Raw genomic sequence first — 15,517 nt, forward strand, 5'->3', positions numbered from 1 at the left:
CGGCGGCGGCTCAGTCCGACACCACCTCCTGGCGCTGTGTGCCCAAACCGCTGATCGACAGTTCGACCACGTCACCCGGCTTCAGAAACCGCGGCGGCACCATGCCCATGCCGACGCCCGCCGGGGTGCCGGTGGCGATGATATCGCCGGGATGCAGGGTCATCATCTGGCTGAGGTAGCTGATGATCCGCGCCACCGAAAAGATCATGTTCGCGGCGCTGCCCTGCTGCATCCGCGACCCGTTGACCGAAAGCGAAAGGTCCAGCGCGGTGATCTCGCCGGCCTCGTCCGGGGTCACCAGCCAGGGGCCGCAGGGGCCGAAGCTGTCACAGCTCTTGCCCTTGGTCCATTGCCCGCCCCGTTCGATCTGGAAGGCGCGCTCGGAAACATCGTTGACCACCATATAGCCCGCCACATGGTCCAGCGCCTCTTCGGCGCTGACGTATTTCGCAGGCTTGCCGATGACGACGCCCAGCTCCACCTCCCAATCCGTTTTCACGGACCCGCGCGGCAGGCGGATGGGATCATGCGGGCCGGAGAGGGACGAGGTCGCCTTCATGAACACGATGGGTTCGGCCGGAATATCCATGCGCGCCTCGGCCGCGTGGTCGGAATAGTTCAGGCCGATCCCGATGAATTTCCCCACCCCCGCCACCGGCACGCCCAGACGCGGATTTCCCCCGACCACCGGCATCCCTTCGGGCGAGAAATCGTCGAGATGGGTCAGAACGATGCCGGACAGATCGTCCATTTCCTCCGACAGGTCGCGCAGGCGGCCTTCGGCATCAATGATGCCGGGTTTCTCGGCACCCGCCGGCCCGAAACGCACGAATTTCATGATGCCCCTCCTGATGGTCGCCGCGCCACTAAAGGCGCGCGCGGCGAAGGCGTCAAGCCGGGGTGACGCGGCAGGCCGGGTCAAGCCGCCCGGCGAAATGATCCAGCACGTTCTGCGCCGCGCCCATTCCCATCCGGCGCATCGCGCCATCGCTCATCCCGCCCGAATGGGGCGAGAACACCGTGTTGGGAAGCGCCAGAAGCGGGCTGTCGTGGGGCAGTGGTTCATGCTCGAACACGTCCAGGCCGATGCCGCCCAGGCGGGGGGCCGCCTCCATCAGCGCCGCCTCGTCCAGCACCCCGCCCCGGCCGCAATTGACCACCAGCGCGCCTTTCGGCAACAGCGCCAGCTCAGCCGCCCCGATCAGCCCGCGCGTGCCATCGTTGAGCGGAAGCTGAAGGGTCAGCACATCCGCCTGCGGCAGGGCCGCGTGAAGATCGCTCAGAACGGGGTATCCCGCCTCTGCCGAGGTGAACCGGCGGTGCCAGACCGTCACCTCCATGCCAAGCGCCGCGCACAGCCGCGCCACGCGCTGGCCGATGGCGCCGAAGCCCACGATCAGCGCGCGCTTGCCCTCCAGATCCATCGGCGAAAGGCTTTCGCGGCGCGAGAAATCCTGCCGTGCCGCACGATCGAGCGGCAATGTGTGGCGGGCCAGCGCCAGCATCAGCATCAGCGTGTGTTCCGCCACCGCGCCCGCGTTCGCGCCGGGCGTGTTCGCCACCACCACCCCGCGCGCTGCCGCGGCCCCGAGATCGATGTTGTCGACGCCCACGCCATGCTTGGACACGATGCGAAGGTTGGGCGCCAGCGCCAGGCCCGGCGCATCCACCCGGTGCGTCCGCACCAGCCACGCATCGGCCCCGGCCAGATCCCCGCCCTGCCAGCCCAGAACAACATCCATCCCGCCGCTGCGCAGCAGGGCGATGGCATCTTCGTGGATGGGTTCGGTGATAAAGACCTGTGGCATCGCGCGCATGGTTACCGCACCCGTCGCGCGATGCAATCGGTAAAGCGAGAGCCGATTGCGCCCTTTCGCTTGAACCCGCCCCCCTGCCCTGCCTATGTCTTGATCAAACAGTTTCAGAGGTTCCGCCATGCGCATCACATCGCCCGTCCCCGTCTTTGACGCCAATGCCACAGCCGGCGGCAGCCTTGGCAACCTGCCGGAGTGGGATCTGAGCGATCTTTACACCGGCGAGGACGCACCCGAGCTGACGCGCGACATGGCGTGGCTGGAAAAGGCCTGCGCCGATTTCGCGGCCGATTACGAGGGTCGGCTGGCGGCGCTGGATGCGAAAGGCATGCTCGAATGCGTGCTGCGCTATGAAAAGATCGACGTGATCGGCGGGCGCATCATGTCTTTCGCCGGGCTGCGCTATTACCAGAACACCATGGATTCCGGCCGCGCCAAGTTCTTTTCCGATTGCCAGGACAAGATCACCACATTCACCACGCCGCTGGTCTTCTTCACGCTGGAGATCAACCGCATCGAGGATGCAAAGCTGGATGCTCTGTTCGCCGCAAACGCAGAGCTTGCCCGCTATCGCCCGATCTTCGAGCGGCTGCGCGCGATGCGCCCCTACCAGCTTTCGGACGAGCTGGAGAAGTTCCTGCACGACCAGTCCGTGGTCGGCGCCGCCGCGTGGAACAAGCTCTTTGACGAGACCATCGCCGGGCTGACCTTCAACGTGGACGGCGAAGAGTACAATATCGAGGGCACGCTCAACTTCCTCACCGATCCCGACCGTGAAAAGCGCGAACTGGCGGCGCGGGAACTGGCCAAGGTCTTTGGCGAGAACGTCAAGCTCTTCGCCCGTGTCCACAACACGCTGACCAAGGAAAAAGAGGTCGAGGACCGCTGGCGCAAGATGCCCACGCCGCAGACCGGGCGCCATCTTTCGAACCATGTGGAACCCGAGGTGGTCGAGGCATTGCGCAACGCGGTTGTCGCCGCCTATCCGAAGCTGTCACACCGCTACTACGCGCTGAAAGCCAAATGGATGGGTCTCGACACGCTCGAGGTCTGGGATCGCAACGCGCCGCTGCCGATCGAAGAGCCGAAGACGGTGGATTGGGAGGCCGCGCAGAAGACCGTGATGGAGGCTTATGCCGATTTCGCACCGGAAATGGCCGAGATCGCCGCGCCGTTCTTCAGCAAGGGCTGGATCGACGCCGGCGTGAAACCGGGCAAGGCGCCCGGCGCCTTCGCCCACCCCACGGTCGTGGATGTGCATCCCTATGTGATGCTGAACTACCTGGGCAAACCGCGCGACGTGATGACCCTGGCGCATGAGCTGGGCCACGGCGTGCATCAGGTGCTGGCCGCCGGGCAAGGCGAGCTGCTGGCCTCCACCCCGCTGACCCTGGCCGAAACCGCCTCTGTGTTCGGCGAGATGCTGACCTTCCGCAAACTGCTGGAGGGCGCCAAAACCGACGCCGAGCGCAAAACCCTGCTGGCCGGCAAGGTCGAGGACATGATCAACACGGTCGTGCGCCAGATCGCCTTCTACGACTTCGAATGCAAGCTGCACGAGGCCCGGCGCGGCGGAGAGTTGACGCCCGAAGACATCAACGCGCTGTGGATGTCGGTGCAGGCCGAAAGCCTGGGCCCGGTGTTCAACTTCATGGAGGGCTACGAAACCTTCTGGGCCTATATCCCGCATTTCGTGCACTCGCCCTTCTACGTCTATGCCTATGCTTTCGGCGACGGGTTGGTGAACGCGCTCTACGCGGTCTATGAAGAGGGCGGAGCGGATTTTCAGGACAAATACTTCGCGATGCTGCGCGCGGGCGGCTCGAAGCATCACAAAGAACTTCTGGCACCCTTCGGGTTGGACGCCACCGACCCGAAATTCTGGGACAAGGGCCTGAGCATGATCTCTGGCCTGATCGACGAGCTGGAAGCGATGGAAGACTGATCGCGGGGCCCCGCGTCAGGGGCCCCTACTTCCACGCTGTCCAGGGAAACGGCTTTTCCTCGCTCGCGCCGGTCTGGAACCGCGCCGTGACCGACAGCCAGTTGCCCAGATTCGCGCCGAAATCGGCGATGAAGCGGTTGCGCTCCTTCGTGAACAGCATCCAGCCGAACTGCAGCACCGCGCAGACCAGCAGCACCGTCTCGGCGACCGCGAACAGGATCGCCAGGATCACCATCCAGAGCCCGCGCAGCCAGATGCCATCGCGCCGCGCAAACTCGGGCGCAGGGGTGTCGTCGTCCATCATTGCCTCCTCAGAACACAATCATGTCCTCGAGATGGGGCGGCAGATCGTGCAGCGCAACCTTCAGCAGATCCTTATCCATGTCTCCGGCCATCGCCGCCTTCATCGCCCCGCCGATATCCTCGCGCAGCGCGCCCAGCATCTTGGGCGGCGCGGCCATCACCATCCGATCGTAATCCCCCTTGGCCCATTGCGCCTCGGCGGCCTCGGCGACTTCGACGGAAAACCTCGCCCGGTTCTGCTCTCGCTCTGTCGCGCTCCTGTCGAGCCCGTGGCGGGCGGCGCCGGGGCCGGCCTGTGACCGGCCGGGCATATCGGAATACTGCGTTTCATGCGTCTGCGTCAGGCCGCCGACCTGCAAAAGCCCCTTGCCCGGGCCTTCATTCACCAGAAACCTGGCCTCATGTTCGTTGGCCAGCAAAACGAATGTACGTGCGGCTTTCATCGCGTTCTCCCGAGATTTGCATTGCCATCATACTGTACATGTAACGTGGCACGGCGCCTTGACCCAACGCAAATCAGCCGGTCAATCGCGCCGGACGGCGATATCGGCCAAAAGCCCCCGGTGGTTCGAGCCCAGATCGCCGCCGAAAGGCTGCAGGTTCACCAGGACCGCGCCATCGCGCACCAGCATGTGGTCGATCGGCAGGCCCAGATCGCCCGCGCTGGCAGGCCAGGTTCCGACCGGCCGGCGCGGCGGGGCGAAGCCGGCGTTGCGATAGACATCGAACATCGGAAAGCTCCAGGGGGCAGAGTTGAAATCCCCCATCAGAACGGTGGGGCCATCCATCCGGTTGATCGCGACGAACAACTCTGCGCGCTCTTTCCCCGCAAGATCGTGGAACCAGGGCTTTAGCATATGCGCCGCCACCACGTTCAGACCACGGCCATCGGGAAACTCGAAATGCAGCGCCGCCATCCGCTGCTGCCACCGGTTGCTGAGCGAGAACAGCTGGATGTTTGCCGGTTCGACACGCGAGAGCGCGAAAATCTCGCAGGCCCTTTCGCAGCCGACGTGATAGGGAAATTCGGCCTTCAGCACCTCGGCCTCTTTGCGCAGCGCGATAGCCTCGGAAAAAACCACGACGTCCGGGTCGGCCTCGCGCACCGCCTGCAGGATGCGGTCGCCATTGGTGGTATTCTCGAACAGCACATTGAAGAATATCACCCGCAGATCCGGCGCCGCCGCCGGATCGAGCGGTTGCGACACCATCAGATGCCGCGCCGCAAACAGCCCCAGCGAAAGCGCCGAAGCGGCGATGAAGAAAAGCCCCATCCGGCCCGCGCGCAGTAGGATCAGAACAAGGCCCAGACAGGCCCCCGCCACAAGGAAAAACGGGGCGAGGCTGCCGAAGATCCGCGCCAGAACGCCAATGGTGCTGCTGTCGGGCAGCAAGGGCGAGGCAATCCCGATCCCGATGGCCAGGAATGCAAGGCAGGCGATTGCGCCGATAACGCGCTGGTTCAGCCGGGCGGCGCCCGAAACATGCTGCATGATCAGCCTTTTCTCACTGCGATGTCAGCCGAAACCTCGCGGAACGCCGGGAGAAGGTCAAACCAATTTCTGCGATGCAGCGAGAATTCTCGGCGCGCGGCGGTGAAATGAAAAAGGCCCGCCGGGGGGGGCGGGCCTTTGGGGTCTGATGATCAGGCCGGCACCAGAATGCCTTTTTCCCGCGCCAGCTCTTTCATCCGTTTCTGCAGCTTCTCGAAGGCACGCACCTCGATCTGGCGAATACGTTCGCGGCTGACGTTATACTGGCCCGACAGCTCTTCCAGCGTCACCGGCTGATCCCTCAGCCGCCGCTGCAGCAGGATGTCCTTTTCGCGGTCGTTCAGGACATCCATCGACTGGGTCAGAAGCGCGCGGCGGTTTTCCAGTTCGTCGCGTTCGGCATAGGCCTCGGCCTGATCGGCCTCCTCATCCTCCAGCCAGTCCTGCCACTGGGTGGTGGTGTCGCCGTCCGAACCCACCGTGGCGTTCAGCGATGCGTCGCCGCCCGACAGGCGACGGTTCATCGAGACCACCTCTGCCTCGGTCACGTTCAGATCATGCGCGATCTTCTCTACATGTTCGGGCAGCAGATCGCCTTCTTCCAGCGCGCCGATCCGGGCCTTGGCCTTGCGCAGGTTGAAAAACAGCTTTTTCTGGGCCGAGGTGGTGCCAAGCTTCACCAGCGACCACGAGCGCAGGATATATTCCTGGATCGAGGCGCGGATCCACCACATCGCATAGGTGGCAAGGCGAAAGCCCTTTTCGGGGTCGAACCGCTTGACCGCCTGCATCAGGCCGACATTCGCCTCCGACACGACCTCGGCCTGCGGCAGGCCGTAGCCGCGATAGCCCATGGCGATTTTCGCCGCCAGACGCAGGTGCGACGTGACCATCTTGTGCGCCGCTTCGGTGTCCTGATGGTCCACCCAGCGCTTGGCCAGCATGTATTCCTCTTCCGGCTCCAGCAGGGGAAATTTGCGAATTTCCTGCATATACCGGTTAAGCCCCTGTTCAGGGCTCGGCGCGGGAAGGTTTCCGTAATTGCTCATATGTGCCCCTCAACTCCTGTCGGTTTGAATTCAATATATCAACTGAACCAATCAGTTCAAGTTCCACCCCTGTCACAGAATTAAACACCTCTTGTGCAGGATTCCGTCGAAAAATTATGAATATGACGGTTTTTCACAGCAATTTGCGCGGTGTTTCAGCCCCGCAGCGCCGCGATCAGGGCTGCCATATCCGCCGGCAAAGGCGCCTCGAAGGCCAGTTCCTGCCCGGTTTCGGGATGCACAAAGCCCAGGGTGGCCGCATGCAGCGCCTGGCGCGAAAAGGCCGCCGCGGCGGCGGCACCGGCAGCACCCACCGCCTTTTCCGCCAGCTTGCGCCGCCCGCCATAGGTCTGATCACCGATCAGGCCGAATCCCGCATGCGCCATATGCACCCTGATCTGATGGGTCCGCCCGGTCTCCAGCCAGCAATCGACAAGCGCCGCCACGCCCGGCGTGCCGAACGCCTCTTCGACACGCGCGCGGGTCACGGCATGGCGGCCGCCCGAGAACAGCACCGCCTGTTTCTGCCGGTCGGTCTTGTGCCGGGCGAGCTGTGTGGTGATCTTCAGGATATTCCCGGCCTCGAAACTCACCCCGCGCACGCCGCGCAGGCGCGGATCACCCGCATCGGGCACGCCATAGACCACGGCCTTGTAGTGCCGGTTGACGCTATGCGCTTCGAACTGGGCGGCCAGGCCGGTATGCGCCTTGTCCGACTTGGCGGCGACGATCAGGCCGGAAGTGTCCTTGTCGATCCGGTGCACGATACCGGGCCGCTTTTCGCCGCCGATCCCCGACAGCGTGTCGCCGCAATGGGCCAGCAGCGCGTTGACCAGAGTGCCCGACGGGGTGCCCGGCGCCGGATGCACCACCATGCCGACCGGTTTGTTGACGACGATCAGGCTCGCGTCTTCATATACCACCTCCAGCGGAATCGCCTCGGGGCGCGTCTCCACCTCTTCGGCCTCGGCAAAGGTGATGTCCAGCACGTCACCCTCGGCCACCTTCGCACGCGGGTCGATCAGCACCTGTCCGGCGCGGGAGACGCTGCCATCTGCGATCAGCTTGGCCAGGCGCGAGCGGGACAACCCCTCGGCCTCTGGCACGTCGCGCGAAAGCGCCTTATCAAGGCGGGCGGGCGGATTGGGCCCGATGACCACCGAAAGGCGGCGGGAGATGGACATGGACGAGGCTCCGATACAGGGGGAAGAGCCCCCCAACCTGCGGTTTCTGCGCATCCTCGTCACAGTGCTGACGGGGACGATGATTGCGGGCCTTTTAGTGATCATCGCGCTGCTTGTCATCCGCTTCTCGGGCGAGGGGCACGTGGTCGCCCTGCCCGATGAGATCGCTCTGCCGGACGGAAGCACCGCCACAGCCTTTACCCGCGGGGCGGGCTGGTATGCCGTGGTCACGACCGATCAGCGCATCCTGATCTTCGATGCCGAAAGCGGCGCGCTGCGCCAGGAGATCGCGGTCACGGCGGCCGAGTAGAAAAGTTTTCGGGAAAACTTTTGGGCCCGAAAATTCTTCGTGAAGAATTTTCACGTTTCGGGGGGGAACACTTTGCGCGCCAGAAGAACCCGTGACACCGCCGTGACAAAGCACAGCGCGCCAAAGCCCCAGGCCAGCGGTGCAAACCCGCCGGGCCAAAGGCAAAGCGCAACGAAAAAGGCGATGGTCTCGGTGCCTTCCAGCAGTCCGCCGGTGAAGTACAGCGATTTAACTCCCCGCGCGCTGGTCTGCATCCGGCGCTTTTCCGCCAGAATGGCGAACCCGAGGAACGAGGCCCCGTTGGTATAGAAACTGGCCAGCAGAAACGCGCCCGCCGCCCCGTTCGCACCGGGATCGGCCCAGACGAACCCCATCGGCACGGCGCCGTAAAAGACGAAATCGCTGAAGATATCCAGAAAGCCGCCGAAATCGGTCTTGCGTGTCGCCCGCGCTACGGCGCCATCCAGCCCGTCGGCCAGCCGGCTCGCCCCGATCGGCAGCAAGGCCCAGCCGGGCTGCCCCATCGCGATCAGCGCCGCCGCAATCAGGCCGAAGCTCAGACCGGCCAGCGTCACCGCATCCGCGCTGAATCCGGCGCGCGCCAGGCCCGCGCCCATCCGGTCAAGCGCCGGGTCGATCAGGTTACGCAGTCTGGCGTCAAGCATCAGGCTCTCCCGTTTCACGCCGGTTTCGGCCGAAACGACCCCCCGGCACAAGCCGGTTCGCGCGAAATGTGAAGCGATGTGAGAATGGTACCACCTCCCCGGCTCGAACGGGGGACCTCTTGATCCACAATCAAGCGCTCTAACCAACTGAGCTAAGGCGGCACTGGCGGAGGATTTAGCGCCACACAATTGCAATTGCAAGGGGTGGCCGGCGTGAAATGCCGGGCAGCGCCAATTGCGACTTCCCCGAACGCGGCAGACCCGCCACGGCCACAGCCAAGCGGCAACCGCCGCCCCGGCCCGTCCGTGCTCTTGCCTAAGATCGCGCAAAGCGCTAGGTCCGGCGCACGCCAGACAGGAGACCGCGCCATGGGTATCGACAAGGAAAGCGACATCGCCGCCAATCTTCAGATCGGCCCGACCACGTTGGGCATGGTGCGCATTTTCATCGAGGCCGAGGGCGTGGAGTTGCCGCTGGATTTCGACCCCGAAGAGGCCGAAGAGATCGCCGAGGAAATCCGCGCCGCCGCCGCCCGCGCCCGCGCCATGGCGCCTAAGGGATCCCGCTAGGGGTCACGCGCGGATCGCGCAGCGCCTGCAGCCGCAGTGCCGCGTGGCGCGCGAATTTCTGCACCATCACCTTGCGCCGCGCCGGGGCCAGTTTCGTTTCCGGCCCGGTCCGGATGATTTCGGCATCATAGGGATCGGCGATGATCAGGCCGGTATCGGCGGGCAAAAGCTCGGTCGGGAAATCCGCGCCAACAGCCCAGAAGAACCTGTCGCACCAATCCAGATAGCCATGCCATTTGTTGTCCGACTGGAAATCAGCCCGCGACGATTTGCATTCGACCACCCAGATTTCGCCCTTCGGACCCAGGGCCATGACATCCACCCGCAGGCCGGGCACGGGCACCAGCTCTTCCACGCTGACAAAATCATGGCTGCGCAGGTGGCGGCACACGCCGCGCGCCAGAAGCTGGCCGGGTTGCAGATCCTCATTCATGGGCGCAATGTGAACAATAGGGGAACAGATTTCAAGCGGCCGCTCATCACAATCTGCATGGCCACGCTGCGGGGCACTTGTTCTTCGCCCCCGCGCGACATACCTATCGGGGTGGCGGGTTCTGCCCTTCTCGTGACGAGGTCAAATTCCGGTGGCCTTAAGCAAATCCGAGGGAGCTGGCTCTGGCGTGGTCGTGGCCACGTTACCCGGCGCCCACCTGTATATACAGGTCCTCGGGAATTAGCTGCCTCAACGGTTGTTTGGTGGTCCCGCCGCATTCTCCTGCCCCGAACATGAAAAAAGCGGCCCCCGGGGCCGCCTTTCGCGCATGCTCCTGCCGCGTTCAGCGGCGCGGCGCGGCCTCATCCTGCACCGGCACCGGGATCGGCACCTCGTTCAGCACCGGCATGCGCCGGGGTTTGCCGCCGGACGTGTCATCACCATGATCGGCCATCCGCATCACCGAAATGCCGAACTGCACCCCGGAGAAGACAATGCCGTTGAACATGAACAACAGGAACCCCGCCATGTGGCCCGCTGTCGAACCCGACACCAGATGCCACAGGTTGGCCACGTTGAACCAAAGCAGCATCGAAACGAACCCCGCCGACAGGGCGAAGCCGACGACAGTTTGCCGGATGTAAAGGCGGACAAGTTTGGGCATGACAGAACTCCGCTGGACCACAATCACAAGATAACGCGGATTTGGGAAATTCCAATCGGCCATCGCGCCGCAGGCAGAGCGTCGCCGGGTGTTCAGAACGCCTCGGGCCTCGCCTCGCGCGCCATGTGATCCAGAACAGCGTTGACGAATTTCGGCTCGCGCCCTTCGGGAAAGAAGGCCTTCGCCACATCCACGTATTCGCTGATCACCACCTTGGGCGGCGTCTTACCCTCGACAAGCTCGGCCCCGGCGGCGCGGAACAGCGCGCGCAGGGTCGGATCGATCCGGGCGATGGGCCATTTGGCGACAAGCGCACGGTCGGTCATCTGATCGACCTTGGCCTGAAACGTGACAGCGGCGTCGAGCGTCTGGCGGAACAGGCCGGTGTCGGCCTCGGCCATCTCCTCGCCCTCGTAGACGGCGCCGATGCGATGGGTCTCGAACTCGTCGCGGACGTCATCGACCGTCTGGTTCGAATGCTCCATCTGGAACAGCGCCTGCACCGCATAGAGCCGGGCCGCGGATTTCATCTGGCGTGGGTTGGCGGCGGTGCTCATGCGCTGGCCGGCCCTTCGCTGTCGGCCGCGATCTGAAAGCTGCCCACGGGCTTGAAGCCGATGCCTTTTGTCTCGCTGCCCCATTTGCGGGACAGGGCGATCAGATGCAGCGCCGCCGCCGCCGCGCCGCCGCCCTTGTTCTGCTGCGCGGGATCGGCCCGCACCACGGCCTGATCCCGATCTTCCACCGTCAGGATTCCATTGCCGATGCAGGCGCCCTGCAGGCCCAGCAGCGTCAGCCCGCGCGAGCTGTCGTTGCAGACCGTGTCGTAATGGGTCGTCTCGCCGCGAATCACGCAGCCCAGCCCGACATAGCCGTCGAAGTTCGATTGCCGATGCGCCAGGGCGATGGCCGTGGGCACTTCCAGCGCGCCGGGCACCTCGATCAGGTCATGGGCGACGCCCGCCTCGTCCAGCACCGCGCGGGCCCCGGCGATCAGGTCATCGGCGATGTCCTTGTAATAGGGCGCCACGACGATCAGCACTTTCGCGGGCTTGTCGAAGCGCGGCAGCGGCAAGGTGTAGTGGGTTTCGGTTCCGGCCATGTCTCAGCCCTCCTGCACGATTTTACGGATGCCCTCGATCGACAGGCCATATCCCTCCAGCCCGACCACCTTGCGCGCGGGCGAGTTGGTCAGCAGGATCAGCCGGTGCAGCCCCAGCGCCGCCAGGATCTGCGCGCCGAGCCCGTACTGGCGCAACGTCTGCGGCGAGGCCGCGCTGTCGGTGACAAGCTTCATCGTCGTATCGCGCAACAGCACGACCGCGCCACGCCCTTCTTCGGCGATGATCTGCATCGCGCGCCCCAGCTCGCCGGTTGCGCCGCCGACGCCCAGAACATCCTGCAGCGGATCGAGCGCGTGCATCCGCACCAGCACCGGTTCGTCGGTGGTCAGATCCCCCTTGGTCAGCACGACATGTTCGGCGCCCTGGGTTTCATCGGTGAAGATGCGCATCATCCAGTCGCCGCCAAACTGCGAAGACACGGATTTCACGGCGCTTTCATTGACCAGATTGTCATGCCGCCGGCGATAGGCGATCAGATCGGAAATGGTGCCGATCTTCAGGTTGTGGCGCTGTGCGAAGGCCACCAGATCGGGCAGGCGCGCCATGGTGCCGTCTTCATTCATGATCTCGCAGATCACGCCCGACGGGTTCAGCCCGGCCAGACGGCTGACATCCACCGCCGCTTCGGTATGGCCGGCCCGCACCAGCACGCCGCCGTCGCGGGCGCGCAGCGGAAACACATGGCCCGGCGTGGCGATATCGGCGGCGCCCTTGCCACTGTCGATGGCCACCGCCACCGTGCGGGCGCGGTCATGGGCGGAGATGCCGGTGGTCACGCCTTCGCGCGCCTCGATCGAAATCGTAAAGGCGGTTTCGTGCCGCGAGGAATTGTAGGAGGCCATCAGCGGCAGGCCAAGCGCGTCGATCCGCTCGCCCGGCAGCGACAGGCAGATCAGGCCGCGCCCGTGCGTGGCCATGAAGTTGATCGCCTCGGGCGTGGCCATCTGCGCGGGGATCACCAGATCGCCCTCATTCTCGCGGTCCTCGTGATCCACGAGGATGAACATGCGCCCGTTGCGCGCGTCTTCGATGATCTCTTCGATCGAGGAGATCGCATCGGTATAGTCGGTGTCGTTCTGTTCGGCCATGTCGTCCACCTTTTCAGCGCTCGACTGTTAGCCCGGCGCGCGCGAAATGGAAAGCGCCGGATTGCGGTTTCACCCGAAGTAGCGGTCTGCCGGAAGATAGCCCGCCATGCGCCCGGCGACAGACCACTCCCGCTCCCACGCGGTGTCACCGATCATCAGCACGGCGTCCCGCGGAATCTTGCGCCCGCTCAGCGCGGCCTGCAACCGGTCGCGAAGCTGCGCCCAGCTTTCGGTAAAGGCCGGCGCCGCGAAGGCGTGATCGAAGCGAAGATCATGTGCCGCCTCGAGCTGCTGCAGAACGGTCGCAGGGTCCAGCGGCCGGTGCGCGGCCAGCGACCTGTCGCACGCGCGGATCGCGCGCAGCTTGTCGGCGCGGGCCCGCGGCAGGCCCGAAACGGACCGGTGCATCAAAAGCGCGTTCGACGAAAACAGGAAGGCCACGATATCGCGCCCGGTGGTGGCGCGCACGGTGGCATAGGTGCGATAATCGAGCCCGATCTCCTGCGCGCGCCGCACCCGCAGGCGCACGATCTCCAGGGGCAGGGTCGGCAACAGATCGGCGCGGGCCTTCTTCCAGCAATGGGTGCGCCAGCCGGTTCCGGGCTCCATCGTCGGGCCCTTGTTATGGCCGATCCCGCCTATACCGCGCCCCATTCGGCCAGCCGGGCCACGTAGCGGGCCAGGGTGTCGATCTCCAGATTGATCCGGTCGCCCACGGCCACGGCACCCCAGGTTGTCGCCTCTTTGGTGTGGGGGATGAAATTGACGCCGAAATCGGCGCCATCAACCTCGTTCACTGTCAACGAGGTGCCGTTCAGCGCGACCGAGCCCTTGGGCGCAATGAATTTCGCCAGCGCGCCCGGCGCGCGGAAGGTGACGCGGGTGCTGTCGCCCTCCTGCTGCATCGCGACAACCTCGGCGACGCCATCCACATGGCCTGACACGATATGGCCGCCCAGTTCGTCGCCCAGCTTCAGCGCGCGCTCGAGATTGACCCGTTTGCCGGGCGCCCAGCCGCTGATGTTCGTCTTGGAAACCGATTCCGCCGAGATGCTGACATCGAACCAGCCGCCCTGATCATCCGTCCCGCGATCCGTCACCGTCAGACAGACCCCGTCGCAAGCGATCGAGGCGCCGATGGCGATGGTGTCGGGCGCGTAGCCGGTGCCGATCCGCGCCACCAGATCGCCCTTCTGCTCCAGCGAACGCAGCGTGCCGATGTCGGTGATAATGCCTGTGAACATGTCCGTGCCTTTCTGTCTCCCAATGGATTAGCCGCCGCCACGGCCAAGGGCAAGGCGGTGAGATGAAGCCTCGCTGCCGCAAAGCGTGGAAAAATGCACTGAATTCTCCGCAAACCGGCGAAACAGGATGACAGGGGGGGCGGTTGCGGGCAGACCCTGCGGATAACCTGTAACGCAAACTGGCATTTCGGGCAGGCATGATGCAAAGCCAACTGGGCGAGAACCGGCGCTTTTTGTTCCTTCAGGGGCCGCACGGGCCATTTTTCGACCGTCTGGCGCGCATGCTGCGCACCACGGGGGCCGAGGTCTGGCGCGTCGGGTTCAATGGCGGCGACCGGGCGTTCTGGTTCGATGCCGAAAGCTATATCCCCTATGCCGCCGCCCCCGCCGCCTGGCCTCAGGTGCTGCGTGGCCTGCTGGACGAAAAGCATATCACCGATCTCGTGCTCTACGGCGATACCCGCCCGATACATGCCGATGCCGTGGCCATCGCCCGCGCGGCCGGGCTGCGCATCCACGTCTTCGAAGAAGGCTATCTGCGCCCCTATTGGGTGACCTATGAGCGAAATGGCTCCAACGGCCATTCGCGCCTGATGGATCTGTCGGTCGAAGAAATGGCCGCCGCCATGGACACCGCCGATGCCGACCACCCCGAGGCGCCGGCCCATTGGGGCGACATGCGCCAACACATCTTCTACGGCGCGGTCTATCACGCCTTCCTGATGCTTCGCAGCCGGCACTACCGCCAGTTCCGCCCGCACCGCAGCCTGACCGTGGGCCGCGAATTTCAGCTCTACCTGCGCCGGCTCTTGCTGCTGCCGGCCCATGCGGCAGAGCGGGCCATCGCCACGCGCCGCATCCGGCGGGGCGGGTTCCCCTATCACCTCGCGCTGCTGCAACTGGAACATGACGCCAGCTTTCAGGCGCACAGCCCCTTCACCCGGATGACGGAGTTCATAGAGCTGTGCATCCGGGGCTTCGCGCAGGGCGCGCCGGGGCATCATCATCTGGTGTTCAAGGCCCACCCGCTGGAAGACGGGCGGGCGCCACTGCGGCGTGACATCCGGCGGCTGGCGCGGATGCACGGGGTGGAAAAACGGGTGCACTATGTGCGCGGTGGCAAGCTGGCGCGGCTGCTTGATCACGCCCGCAGCGCGGTGACCGTGAATTCCACCGCCGCGCAGCAGGCGCTGTGGCGGGGGCTGCCGCTGAAGGTGTTCGGCGACGCGGTCTATGCCAAGCCGGAGTTCGTCTCGGCCCTGCCGCTGGCCGAATTCTTTGCCCGCCCCGACCGGCCCGACAGCCGCGCCTATCGTGCCTACCGCAGCTTTCTGCTGGCAACCTCGCAGGTGCCCGGCGGCTATTATGCGGTCAACGGCCGCCGCCAGCTGCTGCGCCAGGTCGTCGACATGATGCTGGCCGAGCAAGATCCCTATGACGCGCTGCGCATGGGAAACGCGGCAGCTTGGCAACAGTTGCATCTGGTCCGTTGAACCCCGCGCAAACCCGTGCTGGTTTTTTCGGCCCGAATTCTGTAGGTTTGGAAAAAAAGACCGAGGCAATTCGAAAAAGAGGGCCCGAGCAGTGAAATTCAAGACCTTGCGCAGAGCCGGGGCAGCCAGCCTTTTGGC

The 15,517-nt window shown here is 64.8% G+C and carries 19 protein-coding genes and 1 tRNA gene; 4 read left to right on the top strand and 16 right to left on the bottom strand.

The window, feature by feature from the left end:
* Positions 1-10: 10 nt before the first annotated feature.
* Together GGR17_RS15820 and GGR17_RS15825 are read right to left on the bottom strand one after the other, a co-directional pair.
* Positions 11-838: a fumarylacetoacetate hydrolase family protein gene (locus tag GGR17_RS15820; protein WP_054539552.1), complete on the bottom strand. Its 828-nt coding sequence runs from the start codon at positions 836-838 to the stop codon at positions 11-13.
* 52 nt (positions 839-890) lie between these two features.
* Positions 891-1,817 (bottom strand): NAD(P)-dependent oxidoreductase, encoded by a 927-nt coding sequence (locus tag GGR17_RS15825; RefSeq protein ID WP_054539553.1) that lies wholly within the window; start codon positions 1,815-1,817, stop codon positions 891-893.
* A 118-nt stretch (positions 1,818-1,935) separates the two neighbouring features.
* Here GGR17_RS15825 and GGR17_RS15830 point away from each other — a divergent pair, with 118 nt between their 5' ends.
* Complete coding sequence (locus tag GGR17_RS15830) at positions 1,936-3,759, top strand: M3 family oligoendopeptidase (RefSeq protein WP_054539554.1); 1,824 nt, start codon at positions 1,936-1,938, stop codon at positions 3,757-3,759.
* A 25-nt stretch (positions 3,760-3,784) separates the two neighbouring features.
* Here the strand turns inward: GGR17_RS15830 and GGR17_RS15835 are convergent, their stop codons facing one another.
* The 5 genes from GGR17_RS15835 to GGR17_RS15855 all read right to left on the bottom strand — a co-directional run bounded on the left by GGR17_RS15835 (position 3,785) and on the right by GGR17_RS15855 (position 7,788).
* Entirely contained in the window at positions 3,785-4,060 is a 276-nt protein-coding gene (locus GGR17_RS15835) for a DUF4389 domain-containing protein (RefSeq protein ID WP_054539555.1), read from the bottom strand.
* A 10-nt stretch (positions 4,061-4,070) separates the two neighbouring features.
* A complete protein-coding gene (locus GGR17_RS15840; RefSeq protein ID WP_054539556.1) occupies positions 4,071-4,505 on the bottom strand; it encodes a baeRF12 domain-containing protein in 435 nt (144 codons plus the stop codon).
* A gap of 81 nt (positions 4,506-4,586) precedes the next feature.
* The gene (locus GGR17_RS15845) at positions 4,587-5,555 is read right to left on the bottom strand and encodes an endonuclease/exonuclease/phosphatase family protein (protein WP_054539557.1); all 969 of its coding nucleotides are present in this window, start codon (positions 5,553-5,555) and stop codon (positions 4,587-4,589) included.
* 152 nt (positions 5,556-5,707) lie between these two features.
* Positions 5,708-6,604, bottom strand: coding sequence for an RNA polymerase sigma factor RpoH (rpoH, locus tag GGR17_RS15850; protein WP_054539558.1), 897 nt, complete (start codon positions 6,602-6,604; stop codon positions 5,708-5,710).
* A 155-nt stretch (positions 6,605-6,759) separates the two neighbouring features.
* Positions 6,760-7,788, bottom strand: a complete 1,029-nt coding sequence (locus GGR17_RS15855; protein ID WP_054539559.1) for an RluA family pseudouridine synthase — start codon at positions 7,786-7,788, stop codon at positions 6,760-6,762.
* Here GGR17_RS15855 and GGR17_RS15860 point away from each other — a divergent pair.
* On the top strand, positions 7,781-8,098 hold the full coding sequence (locus GGR17_RS15860; protein ID WP_082386757.1) for a DUF6476 family protein: 318 nt from the start codon (positions 7,781-7,783) through the stop codon (positions 8,096-8,098). The genes GGR17_RS15855 and GGR17_RS15860 overlap by 8 nt on opposite strands.
* Before the next feature lie 50 nt (positions 8,099-8,148).
* Here GGR17_RS15860 and GGR17_RS15865 read toward each other — a convergent pair whose 3' ends face one another.
* Both GGR17_RS15865 and GGR17_RS15870 read right to left on the bottom strand, forming a co-directional pair.
* Positions 8,149-8,763, bottom strand: coding sequence for a CDP-alcohol phosphatidyltransferase family protein (locus GGR17_RS15865; protein ID WP_054539561.1), 615 nt, complete (start codon positions 8,761-8,763; stop codon positions 8,149-8,151).
* A gap of 85 nt (positions 8,764-8,848) precedes the next feature.
* Positions 8,849-8,925: transfer RNA gene (locus tag GGR17_RS15870), tRNA-His, on the bottom strand.
* A gap of 207 nt (positions 8,926-9,132) precedes the next feature.
* Here GGR17_RS15870 and GGR17_RS15875 point away from each other — a divergent pair.
* On the top strand, positions 9,133-9,333 hold the full coding sequence (locus tag GGR17_RS15875) for a DUF6324 family protein (RefSeq protein ID WP_037207307.1): 201 nt from the start codon (positions 9,133-9,135) through the stop codon (positions 9,331-9,333).
* Here the strand turns inward: GGR17_RS15875 and GGR17_RS15880 are convergent.
* The 7 genes from GGR17_RS15880 to GGR17_RS15910 all read right to left on the bottom strand — a co-directional run bounded on the left by GGR17_RS15880 (position 9,317) and on the right by GGR17_RS15910 (position 13,886).
* The gene (locus tag GGR17_RS15880; RefSeq protein ID WP_054539562.1) at positions 9,317-9,766 is read right to left on the bottom strand and encodes an MmcB family DNA repair protein; all 450 of its coding nucleotides are present in this window, start codon (positions 9,764-9,766) and stop codon (positions 9,317-9,319) included. The genes GGR17_RS15875 and GGR17_RS15880 overlap by 17 nt on opposite strands.
* 343 nt (positions 9,767-10,109) lie before the next feature.
* Entirely contained in the window at positions 10,110-10,430 is a 321-nt protein-coding gene (locus tag GGR17_RS15885) for a hypothetical protein (RefSeq protein ID WP_054539563.1), read from the bottom strand.
* Positions 10,431-10,522: 92 nt separating this feature from the next.
* Positions 10,523-10,987, bottom strand: a complete 465-nt coding sequence (gene nusB, locus GGR17_RS15890) for a transcription antitermination factor NusB (RefSeq protein ID WP_054539564.1) — start codon at positions 10,985-10,987, stop codon at positions 10,523-10,525.
* Positions 10,984-11,532 (bottom strand): 6,7-dimethyl-8-ribityllumazine synthase, encoded by a 549-nt coding sequence (locus GGR17_RS15895; protein WP_037207314.1) that lies wholly within the window; start codon positions 11,530-11,532, stop codon positions 10,984-10,986. Before GGR17_RS15895 ends, nusB begins: the two co-directional genes overlap by 4 nt.
* A gap of 3 nt (positions 11,533-11,535) precedes the next feature.
* A complete protein-coding gene (gene ribB, locus GGR17_RS15900; RefSeq protein ID WP_054539565.1) occupies positions 11,536-12,642 on the bottom strand; it encodes a 3,4-dihydroxy-2-butanone-4-phosphate synthase in 1,107 nt (368 codons plus the stop codon).
* 69 nt (positions 12,643-12,711) lie between these two features.
* Entirely contained in the window at positions 12,712-13,296 is a 585-nt protein-coding gene (locus GGR17_RS15905; RefSeq protein ID WP_054539566.1) for a hypothetical protein, read from the bottom strand.
* Entirely contained in the window at positions 13,281-13,886 is a 606-nt protein-coding gene (locus GGR17_RS15910) for a riboflavin synthase (RefSeq protein WP_054539567.1), read from the bottom strand. The genes GGR17_RS15905 and GGR17_RS15910 overlap by 16 nt, the downstream gene beginning before the upstream one ends.
* Positions 13,887-14,086: 200 nt before the next feature.
* On the opposite strand from GGR17_RS15910, the gene GGR17_RS15915 reads away from it, so the two are divergent.
* On the top strand, positions 14,087-15,379 hold the full coding sequence (locus GGR17_RS15915) for a capsule biosynthesis protein (RefSeq protein ID WP_054540441.1): 1,293 nt from the start codon (positions 14,087-14,089) through the stop codon (positions 15,377-15,379).
* Positions 15,380-15,517 lie beyond the last annotated feature (138 nt).

This window comes from Actibacterium naphthalenivorans (assembly GCF_014196965.1).
Taxonomy (GTDB): domain Bacteria; phylum Pseudomonadota; class Alphaproteobacteria; order Rhodobacterales; family Rhodobacteraceae; genus Actibacterium_A; species Actibacterium_A naphthalenivorans.

Bases quoted from the DNA above. Each gene is read 5' to 3' on its own strand.
- GGR17_RS15910 (WP_054539567.1), bottom strand. From the start codon at position 13,886: ATGTTCACAGGCATTATCACCGACATCGGCACGCTGCGTTCGCTGGAG.
- GGR17_RS15845 (WP_054539557.1), bottom strand. From the start codon at position 5,555: ATGCAGCATGTTTCGGGCGCCGCCCGGCTGAACCAGCGCGTTATCGGC.
- GGR17_RS15825 (WP_054539553.1), bottom strand. From the start codon at position 1,817: ATGCGCGCGATGCCACAGGTCTTTATCACCGAACCCATCCACGAAGAT.
- GGR17_RS15860 (WP_082386757.1), top strand. From the start codon at position 7,781: ATGGACATGGACGAGGCTCCGATACAGGGGGAAGAGCCCCCCAACCTG.
- GGR17_RS15835 (WP_054539555.1), bottom strand. From the start codon at position 4,060: ATGGACGACGACACCCCTGCGCCCGAGTTTGCGCGGCGCGATGGCATC.
- GGR17_RS15905 (WP_054539566.1), bottom strand. From the start codon at position 13,296: ATGGGGCGCGGTATAGGCGGGATCGGCCATAACAAGGGCCCGACGATG.
- GGR17_RS15840 (WP_054539556.1), bottom strand. From the start codon at position 4,505: ATGAAAGCCGCACGTACATTCGTTTTGCTGGCCAACGAACATGAGGCC.
- GGR17_RS15885 (WP_054539563.1), bottom strand. From the start codon at position 10,430: ATGCCCAAACTTGTCCGCCTTTACATCCGGCAAACTGTCGTCGGCTTC.
- GGR17_RS15895 (WP_037207314.1), bottom strand. From the start codon at position 11,532: ATGGCCGGAACCGAAACCCACTACACCTTGCCGCTGCCGCGCTTCGAC.
- nusB (WP_054539564.1), bottom strand. From the start codon at position 10,987: ATGAGCACCGCCGCCAACCCACGCCAGATGAAATCCGCGGCCCGGCTC.
- GGR17_RS15855 (WP_054539559.1), bottom strand. From the start codon at position 7,788: ATGTCCATCTCCCGCCGCCTTTCGGTGGTCATCGGGCCCAATCCGCCC.
- ribB (WP_054539565.1), bottom strand. From the start codon at position 12,642: ATGGCCGAACAGAACGACACCGACTATACCGATGCGATCTCCTCGATC.
- GGR17_RS15865 (WP_054539561.1), bottom strand. From the start codon at position 8,763: ATGCTTGACGCCAGACTGCGTAACCTGATCGACCCGGCGCTTGACCGG.
- rpoH (WP_054539558.1), bottom strand. From the start codon at position 6,604: ATGAGCAATTACGGAAACCTTCCCGCGCCGAGCCCTGAACAGGGGCTT.
- GGR17_RS15830 (WP_054539554.1), top strand. From the start codon at position 1,936: ATGCGCATCACATCGCCCGTCCCCGTCTTTGACGCCAATGCCACAGCC.
- GGR17_RS15880 (WP_054539562.1), bottom strand. From the start codon at position 9,766: ATGAATGAGGATCTGCAACCCGGCCAGCTTCTGGCGCGCGGCGTGTGC.
- GGR17_RS15915 (WP_054540441.1), top strand. From the start codon at position 14,087: ATGCAAAGCCAACTGGGCGAGAACCGGCGCTTTTTGTTCCTTCAGGGG.
- GGR17_RS15820 (WP_054539552.1), bottom strand. From the start codon at position 838: ATGAAATTCGTGCGTTTCGGGCCGGCGGGTGCCGAGAAACCCGGCATC.
- GGR17_RS15875 (WP_037207307.1), top strand. From the start codon at position 9,133: ATGGGTATCGACAAGGAAAGCGACATCGCCGCCAATCTTCAGATCGGC.